Below are 13,817 nucleotides of genomic sequence, written 5' to 3'. Positions count from 1 at the left end.
TTTAACTTGTGCGTAAGCACGCAAAAACAATCAATGGAAGTACTTTTTGATTCATTAGGCCTTTCAGAAGAAGTTCTGAAAGCAGTAACAGAAATGGGTTTTACCAAACCCTCACCCATTCAGGCAGAAGCCATCCCGTCCCTTTTGGAAGGCCGTGACGTATTGGGACAAGCCCAGACAGGAACGGGCAAAACCGCCGCTTTCGGTATTCCTGCTCTTGAAAAAGTGGATATCTCCGATAAGCGTACCCAAGTATTAATGTTGTGTCCTACCCGTGAGTTGGCAGTACAGGTAACCGAAGAGTTACGTCGTTTGGCCAAATACAAAAAAGGGTTGAAACTCGAAACCGTTTACGGTGGTGATTCGATTGAACGTCAGATTCGTTCGTTGAAAATAGGTGCCCAGATTGTGGTCGGAACGCCCGGTCGTGTCATGGACCTTATTGAGCGTAAGGCGCTTAAGCTAGATTTCGTAAATTATGTAGTATTAGACGAAGCCGACGAAATGCTCGATATGGGCTTTCGTGAAGATATTGATACCATTCTGGAAAGTGTACCCGATGAGCGCCAAACGGTGTTGTTTTCGGCTACCATGTCGAAGCCCATCATGGGCATTGCTCAAAAATTCCAGGAAGATCCCGTCCAGATTAAAATTACGCGGAAGGAAGTTACCAACGAAAACATTGAGCAAACGTATTTTGAAGTAAAACAACGGGGCAAAATTGAAGTGACTTGCCGGGTATTGGATGCCTACGATTTAAAGCAGGTTATTATTTTCTGTAACACCAAACGCAAAGTAGACGAAGTAACCGAAGAACTTTCTTCCAAAGGATATTCGGTCGAAAGTTTGCACGGCGATTTGCGCCAAACACAACGGAATCAAGTAATGGCGAAGTTTCGTTCGGGAGCCGCCAATATCTTGGTAGCCACCGACGTAGCCGCTCGCGGTATCGACGTGTCGGGTATTGACGCCGTTATCAACTTTGACTTACCGCTCGACGAAGAATACTACGTTCACCGTATCGGTCGTACTGGCCGTGCTGGCTTAACGGGTAAAGCGCTGACGTTGGTAGCCAAAGATGAAAAATACCGTTTGCGCCAAATTGAGACCTATACTAAGGTAAAAATCGACAAAGGAGTTATTCCAACTTTTGAAGACATCGTAGGTGTACGCAAAGCCCGTTTTATCTCGCAAGTAGAAGAGGCGGTTTCGACTGGCGATTTGGATTTGTACGAAGATATGTTGGGGATGTTGCACCATACCACTGGCTTCACTACGGAGCAGATTGTGGCCGCATTGGTCAAAATCAACATGGGTGTTCAGAAAAGCGAATTTGCCGACAATGATTTGGCATGGGATGCTGATCGTGACCGTCGCCCATCAGAAAGAGGATTTGAGAAACGTGGCCGTTTTGAAGACCGCGGCGGAAGAGGCGAAGAGCGTGGCTCAGGGCGTTTCGGCGACCGTGGCGGCGATAGAGGTCCCCGTGAAGGCGGTGGTCCAAAACGTAACGAACCGGGTATGGTTCGCCTGTTTGTGAGCGTAGGCCGCAAAGACCGCGTTCAACCACGCGACATCGTGGGCGCTATCGCTGGCGAGGCGGGTATTCCCGGCCGGGTGATTGGTTCAATTGATATTTTTGATGCGTACTCGTTTGTGGATGTTCCCGAGCGCGACGCCCGCAAAGTGGTGGAAGCCATGAGCGGCAATACCATCAAAGGTAAAATGGTCAATATCGAAGTAGCACGATAACCGCAGGGGCGGTGTTTAGCGCTGCCTTTCAATCATTTGCAGTTCACAATTTACAGTATAAGTACCTTATCTGTTGATTGTGAACTGTTTTTGTATTTAATGAAGACCAAAACTATTTCAGTATAACTTTGGTTGAATAAATGCGTGAAATGACAACACGCCAATTTACATTCCGCAAGAAAAAGAAACGTTGTATGATAGAAAGACCCATCACCGACTGGTTGCCCCTGACAAAAAAAGAGGTTGAAAAAAGAGGCTGGGACGAAGTGGATGTTGTGTTGGTTTCGGGGGATGCCTACGTAGACCATCCTGCCTTTGGTACGGCCGTCATCGGTCGTATCATGGAAAGCGAAGGCTTTAAGGTGGCGGTGGTAGCCCAACCCAACTGGAAAGACGATTTACGGGATTTTAAAAAATTCGGTCGACCCAAATACTTTTTTGGCGTCACGGCGGGCTGCATGGATTCGATGGTGAATCACTACACGGCCAACAAACGCCTGCGCTCCAACGACTCGTACACGCCGGGCGGCGAGGCGGGTTTTCGCCCAGACTATGCCACCACGGTCTACTCCAATATATTAAAAGAACTCTATCCCGATGTGCCAGTATTGATTGGCGGGATTGAGGCGTCATTGCGCCGTGTAACGCATTATGACTACTGGAAAGACCAGTTGATGCCCACCATCTTGGCCGATTCTAAAGCCGATTTGTTGGTGTATGGCATGGGTGAGCAACCCCTGCGTGAGCTGTTGAAGTTGGTGCGCGAAGGAGTTCCGTTGAATACCATTCGTAACGTGAACCAAATCGCCTATTTGCAAGACTCGGAAGCAGAGTTGCCAAGCGACAAAGGTTGGGAAACGGTCGAGCTGGCGAGCCATGAGGTATGCTTGCAAGATAAAATCAAGTACGCCGCCAACTTCAAGATTGTAGAGGTAGAATCCAATAAATGGCAGGCCAATCGAATCATCCAGAAAGTGGGCAACCAAACATTGGTCATCAATCCGCCGTTCAAAATCATGGACGAAAAAGAGATTGATGCATCGTTTGACTTGCCTTATACGCGTTTGCCGCATCCCAAGTACAAAACGCGCGGCACGATTCCTGCCTACGAAATGATTAAGTTTTCCATCAACATGCACCGGGGATGTTTTGGTGGGTGTAGTTTCTGCACCATCTCGGCGCATCAGGGAAAATTCATCGCATCACGGAGCGAGAAGTCAATCATGAAAGAAGTGGAGGAGGTAACAAAACACCCTGAATTTAAGGGTTATATCTCCGATTTGGGCGGGCCGTCGGCCAATATGTACCGCATGAAAGGCAAAGACGAAGCTATTTGTGCGCGTTGCACAAGTCCGAGCTGTATTCACCCTGTGATTTGTTCAAATTTGGATACCTCCCACAAGCCAATTACGGAATTATATAAAAAAGTAGATGCGCATCCGAAAGTGAAAAAGGCCTTTGTAGGGTCGGGGATTCGTTACGATTTGTTGGTGGATGATTTCAACAAAAACAACAAAGACAACAACCACGACGAATACATGGAGCAACTCATTACGCGCCACGTGTCGGGCCGGTTGAAAGTAGCGCCCGAACACACCTCTGACGACACGCTGCGTGTAATGCGTAAGCCGTCGTTTAAGTATTTTAAATTGTTTAAACAGAAATACGATAAGATTTCCGACAAACATAATCTGAACCAGCCGCTGATTCCGTATTTCATTTCTTCTCACCCCGGCTGCGAAGAAGCAGATATGGCCAATTTGGCGGCCGAAACCAAAGACCTTGGCTTCCGGCTGGAGCAGGTGCAGGATTTTACACCCACGCCCATGACCGTGGCGGAGGTGATTTACTATTCGGGCGTTCATCCCTATACGTTGAAGCCCGTTTTTACGGCCAAAACAAAAGAAGAAAAACTAGACCAAAATCGGTATTTCTTTTGGTACAAGCCCGAATTTAGAAGCCTGATTAGAAGCCGATTAAACAAACTGAAACGCCCCGATTTAGCCGATCGACTTTTGAGCAATCCCAAAAAGCAGGAAACGCGGGTGGAGAAGAAAATGGGTAAAAAGCGATAAGTCATTTGTAGGCTTGGCAAGTTTTAAAAACGGGGACGCCCAGTCGGGGACGCCCAGTCTTGCCAAGCCTTTTTTTATTTTTTCTTCAACGAAATCACTTCGCTATACGCTTCATTCAGCGCTTCTACCATTTTATTCCATTCAGAAAAACTCGTTTTCTTGACAAGTAATGTGTTAAGTGTTAGTTTGCTACGAACAATGATTTGCCCATTTTTCTGTTCGTAACTAAGTGCAAACCCAAAATCAGGATTGGCAAACGACCTGTTTTCGGGCAAGTAAGAAACCTCATACCCTGCGGGAATCGGTAAGATTTCGACGGTTTCTTGCGTATGCGTAAATTCGTGTTTCCAGTCATTTTTACGCGTATCTTCCATGCGTTTATCCGCCCAGGTACGTATCAAGTGGGGATTGATAAACAACTCGCCCGCCGCTTCCTGCACGTAGTCGGGCACCCGAAACGTGTAGTCAAATTGCACAGGAACATCCCGCTGATTGATGCCCGAAACCGTCCGTTTTTCCAGCGTCGACTTATTGGAGCCACGACTGAGAATGTTTTTGTAATACTCATCCCGTTGCGGTTCCGAGCGGTATTGAATCGCCGATTTTACGGATGTTTTCCACAAACCTTCAAACATCAACGTGCCTTGTCCCTTCAGCGTTTTGCCCTCGATGGAAAGAATCATAGAATCCCTTCGGAAATTTTGTACAGCTGGAACAATAGGCACAGTTACGATTTCATATTTGTCTTCAGAGGTCATAATCATTGCTTCTTTTCCCTGAATGTGAGATGTAGGTAGGCCAAAATCAATGCGGTCGTCGGTAGCATCCAAAAACTGCCATTTACCATCGCGCTTAACGGCCGCAATCATGTGGTTATCAACACTCATCGAGGGGTTTTCCACATAACGATACGGAATATCCCGCGTACCAATCCAGACCAAATGTGCTGGAACGCCCGCCAAATTGAGCATCGTAGAAGTCAAACTAGCCATGTCTTTACAATCTCCGTAGCGTTTTTGACAAACGTCGGCCGCTTGACGGGGAATAAAACCGCCCAAGCCTTCTTCAAAAGCAATGTACTTAATGTGGTCTTGCACCCAATAATAAACCGACTTGATTTTTTCTTCGTCTGTTTTGCCCCGCGTCAGAGAGTCGGTGAGGGCCTGCAAAGGAGCATTTGGTTGTTTGTTGAGGTCTTTGACCAGACTTTTATAGTAATTAAACAGCTTTTGTACATTTCCCAATACCTCCGTGGTTTTGCCGTCGACGGTATAACTTTCGATGAATAAAAGCACTTGCGGTACATAATACCGCAGGGAGAGGGATTCGGTTTCGAGCGGAGAAGCTTTCAGGTTTTGGGCTTTCCAAGCGTAGGTTGTTTTGCCGTTCAGGGTGGTTTGTTTAAACGTAATCCCCTTCATATCGCCGTAGGTTTTATAGGATATTTTAACCGAGGCTGGAAACGTAACTGAAAAATCGCTGTTGATTACGGGCACGTAGTTGCCAAATACAAACCCCGAAAGCATGTACGGGTTTTTGATGCGCTCACGGTAAGATACGGTGCCGATGCCTCCCTGTTTTGCCCCTGGAAACGTAAATTTTTTAACCTGCATATCATCAAAAAATATCCCTCCTCCCGGGCTGGGGCGTTCGGTTTTGAAGTCGGTGACGGGCGTACGTTTAAATCCTGCTTTTTCAGGAACGTACGAAATGGCCTCCAAATCCTTGATTTCTTGAAACGCATCCGAAAAATAAATGCGCTCGTCGGCCCAAACGCTGGCGCGTTCATCCAAAAACACGCGGTCTTCCTGGTGCAAAACGTCGATTTGCAAGGCCCCATTAACCAAATCTACCGTTACCTGTTCGGAGCGGTTGAGATACGCCATTTCTTCATTCGGAAACTTAGCCTTCAGTTGGGCGACGTTTACTTTGGGTTGTGCCCAACTAAGGGTAAACGAGAGGAGTATAAAGGTTAGCGTTGCGAGGGTGAAGCGGGTGATTCCAACGGTTTTATGGGGCAAAAACGGGTAAGGCATAACTTAGAAAATGATTTATGTGGCGTATAAATAACGGAAGGTTGCAGGGAAAAGTTTTATTTTGTGAAACGTTGCGGACCAAATGACTTTTTTCTTCTTTTGGAGCATAACACTTAATTACATTTTATGGAACAACCATCGGATGATTTGATTGTCAATACAAATGAAGCCATTCAAGCGTATCTAAATATGCCTGATTTGCTGCGAGATTTGCTTCTTCAAATAACAAAAGATTTTCAGACGGCACAAATACCCTTATCACCCGAGTCATTGGTGAATTGTTCTTTTGAAGAATTGTGTGAAAAACTCGTGAAGGCCTTGGATGCGCATTTGGCCAAGGGGGGAACACTCAAAAATGTCTTAAATCGGGTTGATTTAACCGAAAAACAACTAAAAAAGCACATTCCGGAGCGCCTGACGTCCAAGCTGCGCCCTTTGGCGGAGTTGATCATAAAGAGAGAATTACAAAAAGTAGTCATCCGTTATTGGTATCGGCAATCTTCAGAAAAATAAAAAACCGCAGAATCAATCGTCAGTTTTTTAAAGATTTCGTTGAACCTTAGTACCTTTGTAAGTGTTAAGGTGACACTAACTTATGATGGAATAGTGATGAGTAACAGTTATGCGTCTTTGGCGCTGGAGTTGACGACTGCCGTTGACGACGAGCGGCCTGTATATATTGCTGGAAATTTTTGTGAATGGTTTCCCGACATTGAGCGATTTAGAATGCAGAAGGTAGAGCCGGGTAAATATAGATTTCAATTTCCGTCTGATTTTTTGTTTGATAAACCGCTCGAATATAAATACACCCGTGGAGGGTGGGATCAAGTAGAGCTTGATTCTTTTGGAGAGGCACCTCAAAATCGCAGAGTTCGCGCAAAAACAAAGTCCCAAAAAGATTTTGTACCCCACTGGCGTAAAGATGGGCGCTCTTTTGACCCACTCCTCATTCCGACCGTAGAAACGGTTGCGGAACAATTTGAAATGCCACAGCTGGGGCGCACGCGCCGCATTCGCATTTTACTTCCCCACGATTATTATACTTCTGAAAAACGTTACCCAGTGGTCTACCTTCAAGACGGTCAAAACCTGTTTGAAGATGGCTCGGTGTATGGAAATTGGGAAATCGATAAAAAGATGGCTATTCTGGCCGCTCAGGGCAAAGAAAGCGTGATTATTGTGGCCATAGACCATGCCGACGAAGACCGTTTGCACGAATTTGCCCCCTATGCCAATCCTAAATTTGGGAAAGGCTCTGGAAAAAAATATGCCAATTTTATCGTACGTACGTTAAAACCGTACATTGACAAACACTACCGGACCCGTCCTGAGCGCCAGCATACAGGCGTGGGAGGAAGCTCCATGGGTGGACTGATAAGTATCTATGCGGGTTTGATGTACCCCGAAGTACTTGGTCGTTTAATGATATTTTCACCGTCTTTATGGGTTTCTGAAAAAATATACTTCGACGCCATTGAGTTTTTCAATCCGATGGAAACGAAGATTTATGTATACGCAGGAGGTAAAGAAGGGCGGTACATGATTCAAAGCACAGAACGCCTCAAAGAGGCTGTAGAGCGACAAGGATGGTCGCCAGAGCGCCTGCAATTAAAACTCTCCATTGACCCCAAAGGAGAGCATAACGAAACCCGATGGGGGAAAGAGTTCCCCAAGGCCATTGAGTGGCTCTTTTTTGAGACCCGTTGATACAACGCATTTTGGCATTTTTCTTGCTCTAACGCTTGAGGCTTTATTCAAATGTTAGCGCAAGAAACTCGATGCCAATCAAAATGTGTATCTACAAAATCGTCCATCTGTGGGCTTTCGCGGTCAATAACCTGTTGTCAAAGCGGTGTTTTTTCGGCGGCGGGTTGTTGTTTCTTACGGGTGTGATGTATGCACAAACTCCTGTTCTTCTCAAAGATATTAATTCCCTTACTGATCCTATTCGCCCAGGGACAACCTTGAGCAGTGATCCACGTTTTTTGGTGAATCACAAAGGTACGCTGTTTTTTACGGCCAAAGAAAACAGCACTACCGTTGGACTTTGGAAGTCGAATGGTACAGCTAAAGAAACGATAAAAGTAACCGATTTGCCTTATTCTGCTTATGGATTGACCAGCGCAGGGAATCTTCTCTATTTTGCCGCCGACCAGTCAAATTTTGGTTATGAACTTTGGAAATCAGATGGCTCTGCAAGTGGAACCGTGCGCATAAAAGATATATATCCGGGCAGTATGGGTAGTATGCCAGAAAGTTTTACGAACGTCAACGGCGTGTTGTATTTTGTGGCTACTGACCTTGTTCACGGGAGCGAACTTTGGAAATCTGACGGCACCGAAGCGGGAACCGTATTGGTAAAAGACATTCTGCTGGGCAATGGAGGGAGTAATCCCCAAGGGTTGACCAACGTAAATGGCGCTTTATATTTTGTCGCGGATGACGGTTCAAATGGCTACGAACTTTGGAAAACTGACGGTACCGAAGCGGGGACAACGTTGATTAAGGATATTTATGCTGGGCCATCTAGCAGCGCAGCGCAGCATCTTACCAACGTAAATGGCACGTTGTATTTTGTGGCCGACAACGGGACCCATGGCTATGAACTTTGGAGGTCGAATGGCACCGCTGCGGGAACGACGCTGGTCAAAGATATTTGGAGTGGTAACCAAAGCTCGATGCCCCAATTTTTGACCGAGCTAAACGGCCTCGTGTATTTTTCGGCCAATAACGGAACCAACGGCTATGAGCTTTGGAAATCAGACGGTACCGCCGCTGGAACTGTATTGGTGGCAGATATGCAAGCAGGTAACTTAGGTTCTAATCCACATTACCTTAGTAATATACGCGGCACTTTGTACTTCTCGGCAATAAATGGGATAACGGGGCGTGAGTTTTGGAAGTCGGATGGAACAGGAACTGGTACGTTGATGGTGAAAAAAATTGCCCTTGGTGGCGGAGCCTCCGCGAGTAACCCCCTGTTTTTTACCGATGGAAAAGGAATCGTGTATTTTTCCGCAAACGACGGAGAGAAAGGCCAAGAGCTTTGGAAATCAGACGGAAAAGAGGCGGGGACTGCTGCTTTGAAAGAACTGCGGGTGGGGAGTACAAGCAGTGGAATTAGTAATATGATGTCGGTGGCCGATACCGTATACTTTACCGCTGATGATGGGAAGATTGGCGGGGAGATATGGAAATTAGTGCCCTGTGCAGTGGTCAAATTAGTGACGGCCGATACCACCATTTGTCATAAAGGCCCTTTTTCTCTGCCTAAAATGGTTACCAACTCCGCTGACTTTGTCTCGATGGTATGGCGGCAGGGGAGTGTAACAGGTACCATTGTGGATAACCCTGAAAATGCACTGCTTACTAGCGCCGTTACCGATTTTTATGTTACGGCACAGATGACATCAGGCTGTACCAGTACCGCCAAAGTAACCGTCAGAACCATTCCGTTTCCTGAAAGTGTGGGCAGCTTATATCTTTTATTGGAAGGACCCTATCAAAAAGGAATAGGACAGATGACAACCTCCTTAAACCAAAAAGGCCTTTTGCCAGGCCAAACGCCCATTAATGCTTTAGGGGTGGCAACTCCTGCAAGGCAACCGTATTATGGCGCGCCCTGGAATTATAATGGCACCGAAACGACGGCTCCTTACGCTGCCAACGCAACGGATTGGATTTTGGTATCGCTACGTACCAGTCCCAATGACCCCGCCACAACGGTTTTTAAGGCAGCGGCCGTATTACAAAAAAATGGGTTGAGTGTGGTGATTGGGTGCCCTGATAAGTTAAAAAACTACACCAATTACTACGTTGCCGTTGAACACCGCAACCACGTCGGCATTGTTTCGGGTACGCCAGCGCTGTTTATTTATGATCACTTTTTTTATGATTTTACCATTCAGCAATCTTACATCCCGCCTGGAATATCATCCATTGGGCAGAAACGATTTGATAATCGCTACATGATGTATGCGGGAGATTTACAAAAAACAAAGCTAGGGGAGGTAAATGCCAATGACGTCATCATTTGGCAAGAACAAAACGGGCAATTTGCCCGCTATTTGCCCGGCGACGCTAATTTGGATGGCGAAGTGAATGCCCTTGATCAAATGCTTTGGATGGTAAACAATGGTCTTTTTACGGGAATTCGATTTTAATCATCATGAAAAAAAAGATTTACGTTTTGCTGCTGGTTCATTTAATGGCGGTAGTGGCTCACAGTCAAGGAATTCCGAAAGAAGTAATCTATGAACCCGATGAAGGTGGATACCCGTCTGGTTATACACCCACGCAAAAACTTGGCAAATTTGATTTGTCTAGCAGCGCTTCCAATGAGCCGTTTCGGCATTTATTCAAACTTTTTGAGGCTCAAAAAGTCGTTTGGGATGATGTTACCGATTTTCGAGATTATGGATTTAAAGCTTTTTTTGGTAGCGCCGTTGAAGGTAAACCGAAAGAAAATCGATACACCGACATCAATGAAGGGGCTTTTAGGGATGCGTTTACGGTTGATGGAGAATCGTTTCCTAAAAACCCTATTTACAACCCTGACCCTAATCGGCTGCTTTCGGCACAAGGGCAGCGCTTTAAGTGCTTTGATGCACCTTTTCTTTTTGTGACCATTGACGACGTCAATGAAGCCAGTAAATGGAACCCTTTTTTACTGACCGAGCATGAACTGGATCGCCGAGGAAAATACGCGGGTGATGGCAGAATCGGCTTTTTGCGGTGGGACATTGAAACGTTCTCCAATGCAGAATGGATAAGTATTCTCAGAGGCCGGCAGGTATGGGACAATGGAAAATACCGCCATGCCTTCAACGGAGGCACAGACCCTGCCTTTAAAGACTTGACCGATTCCCAATTTTTTGACTACGTACAGCATCGTTGGAGTTATGTGTTTACCGAATTGTTTTACAAAACACGGTATTATAGCAACAACTCAAAGATTTGGCAATATGGCGCGGGTCCCGTCAATCAGGCAGATCCTTTTATTTTTAGACAATTCGATGATAATGGAAATGTTACGTACAACACCGCCAACAATCCTATCTGGAATTTGCGAAATAAATTCAATAATCGGGCCGTAAATGAGGAGTTGAATTACATGGAAGGCTGGGATTTTGTGCAGCAGTTTGCGATGTGGGCTATCTTGCAATACGACTCTCAGTACAAACAATGGGTAAATACAGACATAATTCGATTAAAAAATCCCCCTAAAACCAACGTAACGCCTGGGGCTCCTACGCGTTACCACATTGTTGATATTGGTGTAGATACCACCACCGGAAACCGCCGTGTGCGCGTTACGCTTCATGCCCAAGATGGAAGCCTGCGGGCGGCAAACCAAGCTTACCGGGTTACGTTTCAGCATTGGCGTGGGTTTGCCGAAGCTAATTTTCCCGTAGGTACGCACACTCTAGAGCTGACAACGACGTCGCCCGAACTCGTCTGGCAGACCGACGACCATTTTCTGCTGCTGATTTGGAATACCATTTATTGTGCCCGCTATCTTGAACCGACTAAACTTGGTTTTATCAATTGGGAACCCACTCCCCGAACCTACAACTTTAGCCCTTATTCATTGGCAACGACCGATATTTTTGAACAGCGAATCTACGACGCCGTTGTAGGTTTTGCCAATTTACAAAACTACGGTGTCGTGAATTGGGAAGCCAATACCGTAGGCAAGGTGAATCCGATGGTTAGGGAAAGCATTATTTTGGCGCAAAAAAAAATAGCCCCCTACAAAACGCATATCGAAAATCATACCTTGGTCTTTACCGATGTAAGTATGGATGGAGGCGCTACTTGGATAGAAGGAGGATATGCCAAAAAACCGTATGAAGCCCACTATAACGGCTGGTGGATGGGCGGTTTTTTTCAAAATAATCTACCTTTTCCGATGGTAATGGGCTCTTATAATGAGCAACAAAAAACCTTTCTATTTACGCATTTGGCAGGAAAACTCCCCACGGGTGTCCTCAACTACAAAGTTCGAGTGAGGGTGCCAAAAACGGATACTGTCCATGTCTTTGATGTATCTTCTACCCGAAATCTAGCATATTCGATTTTTAAGATTTAGCTTCGTGAATGCAAAAAATCGTTATCACTGGAGCATCAGGTTTTTTAGGTGGGCGTTTGTTAAAACACCTTACGCATCGAAAGAGCGCACAAAGGGTGGTGGGAACGGGCCGGCGCACCGAGCGGATAGTCGAATTTGAAAGGCAGGGGTGTTGTTATGAAGCGGGAGATTTATTAGACGTTGATTTTTGTGAAACGTTGCTCGCTGAAACCGAAGCGGTTGTGCATTGTGCCGCGTTGTCGGCGCCGTGGGGCAAGCGTGAAGAATTCGTAAAAGCTAACGTCATTGTTACCCAAAATCTGTTGAAAGCAGCCCAAAAAACGGGCGTTAAAAAGTTTATTTTTATCTCTACACCGAGCATTTATTTTAACGCTCGGCACCGATTGAATGTTTCGGAAAGCGACCCGTTGCCTACCAAAATGGTCAATGAATACGCCGCCACCAAATGGGAAGCTGAGCAGGAAGTATTGAGCCAACATTCTCCCTTTTTTCAAACCATTGCCTTGCGCCCGCGTGCCATCATCGGGGCGGAAGATACCGTTATCTTTCCTAGATTATTGAAAGCCTACGAAAGCGGTCGCCTAAAAATCATTGGCAACGGCCAAAATATCGTGGATTTGACCACGGCACTGAACGTTATTGAGGCCGTGAATTGTGCATTTAAAGCTCCCGTGGAGGCTTGGGGGCAAGCATACAATATCACAAATGGAGAGCCGGTCAATTTGTGGAAAGAAATCATTTTTTTACTCAAACAACTTGGCCTGAGGCCCGTAACAAAACACGTGCCCTTGGCAATAGCCGATGCAGCGGCCCGATTGATGGAGCTGAAAGCCCAACTTACCAGCGGCCCTGAGCCTACGCTGACGCGGTATGGCATTGGCGTATTGGCAAAATCGCTGACTATGGATATTTCCAAAGCACAAACCTTGTTGAATTATCACCCTGTACAAACTACTCGGGAAGGAATTGTCGAGTTTATTGAATGGTATCGAACCCAACAACCGTAAGTTATCGCCTCTTTGCGTCGGGGTATTGCACCGCCCATGATCGGATTGTGGACCCCAAAAACGGTCGGGGAAAGGCCCGTTTTTATGCTGTTTGGATGTTGATTGAACACCCACGGCACGGACTTTATGTGTTTGATACGGGATATGCTCCCCGATTTCTGGAAGCAACACGGCATTTTCCTGATAAATTTTACGGCTGGGCTACCCCAGCTTTTATTAAGAATGAAGAAACGGCAATGGCGCAATTGGCGCAGGTGGGCATCAAACCGTCGGATTTGAGCGGAATGATTATCTCGCATTTTCACGCCGACCACGTGGCGGGAATGTTGGATTTTCCGAAAATACCCATTGTCTGTCATTCGGCTGCTATGCAACAAGTGTTGTCGGTGAAGGGTTTGGGGGCGGTCAGGCACGGGATAGTAAAGGCGCTGATTCCGAATGATTTGAGAGAGAGGGCGCGGATAATAACGGAGGATTCTGTAATCTCAAATAAAGCCATAATGCAGAATCCCGATGAGCCGACTAGCCTTCAATTTCAGGATGTGTTTGGGGATGGTTCGGTTGAATTGGCGCAGCTACCAGGACATGCGCGTGGGCAGCTGGGTATTCGTATTCACACGGCTGACCATACGTTATTTTTTGCCACCGATGCTGCGTGGCGCAAAAGCGCTCTGGACGCGGGCATTTTACCAAGCCCCACCGTAAAACTATTTTTTGACGATTGGGCGGCTTATAAAACTACGTTTTCGGCCCTGCGCAACTATCAGCAAACCTTCCCCACGCATCGACTGCTTTTTACACATTGTCCCGAAACGCTGAATTATATTCCCTCATTCAATTCTTGAAAACTTTCGAG

9 protein-coding genes are annotated in these 13,817 nt (G+C 46.2%); 8 read left to right on the top strand and 1 reads right to left on the bottom strand.

Annotation, left to right across the window (positions count from 1 at the left end):
* Positions 1-33: 33 nt before the first annotated feature.
* Complete coding sequence (locus NCI00_RS13705; RefSeq protein WP_253528464.1) at positions 34-1,752, top strand: DEAD/DEAH box helicase; 1,719 nt, start codon at positions 34-36, stop codon at positions 1,750-1,752.
* A gap of 194 nt (positions 1,753-1,946) precedes the next feature.
* Positions 1,947-3,827, top strand: a complete 1,881-nt coding sequence (locus NCI00_RS13700; RefSeq protein WP_253528462.1) for a YgiQ family radical SAM protein — start codon at positions 1,947-1,949, stop codon at positions 3,825-3,827.
* Between the two features lie 74 nt (positions 3,828-3,901).
* Here NCI00_RS13700 and NCI00_RS13695 read toward each other — a convergent pair whose 3' ends face one another.
* Entirely contained in the window at positions 3,902-5,863 is a 1,962-nt protein-coding gene (locus NCI00_RS13695) for a DUF3857 domain-containing protein (RefSeq protein ID WP_253528460.1), read from the bottom strand.
* A 126-nt stretch (positions 5,864-5,989) separates the two neighbouring features.
* Here NCI00_RS13695 and NCI00_RS13690 point away from each other — a divergent pair, with 126 nt between their 5' ends.
* From NCI00_RS13690 to NCI00_RS13665, 6 genes are all read left to right on the top strand, one after another.
* Complete coding sequence (locus NCI00_RS13690; protein WP_166556645.1) at positions 5,990-6,376, top strand: hypothetical protein; 387 nt, start codon at positions 5,990-5,992, stop codon at positions 6,374-6,376.
* Positions 6,377-6,472: 96 nt separating this feature from the next.
* Entirely contained in the window at positions 6,473-7,570 is a 1,098-nt protein-coding gene (locus NCI00_RS13685) for an alpha/beta hydrolase (RefSeq protein WP_253528459.1), read from the top strand.
* Between the two features lie 83 nt (positions 7,571-7,653).
* Positions 7,654-10,026, top strand: a complete 2,373-nt coding sequence (locus NCI00_RS13680) for an ELWxxDGT repeat protein (protein ID WP_253528456.1) — start codon at positions 7,654-7,656, stop codon at positions 10,024-10,026.
* Positions 10,027-10,031: 5 nt separating this feature from the next.
* Positions 10,032-11,954: a hypothetical protein gene (locus tag NCI00_RS13675; protein WP_253528453.1), complete on the top strand. Its 1,923-nt coding sequence runs from the start codon at positions 10,032-10,034 to the stop codon at positions 11,952-11,954.
* An 8-nt stretch (positions 11,955-11,962) separates the two neighbouring features.
* Entirely contained in the window at positions 11,963-12,961 is a 999-nt protein-coding gene (locus tag NCI00_RS13670; RefSeq protein WP_253528452.1) for an NAD-dependent epimerase/dehydratase family protein, read from the top strand.
* On the top strand, positions 12,937-13,806 hold the full coding sequence (locus tag NCI00_RS13665) for an MBL fold metallo-hydrolase (RefSeq protein ID WP_253528450.1): 870 nt from the start codon (positions 12,937-12,939) through the stop codon (positions 13,804-13,806). The genes NCI00_RS13670 and NCI00_RS13665 overlap by 25 nt, the downstream gene beginning before the upstream one ends.
* The last annotated feature ends 11 nt before the right edge of the window (positions 13,807-13,817 follow it).

The sequence above is a fragment of the Runella salmonicolor genome (assembly GCF_024158025.1).
Lineage (GTDB): Bacteria > Bacteroidota > Bacteroidia > Cytophagales > Spirosomataceae > Runella > Runella salmonicolor.
This window is presented reverse-complemented; position numbering and strand designations above follow the sequence as displayed.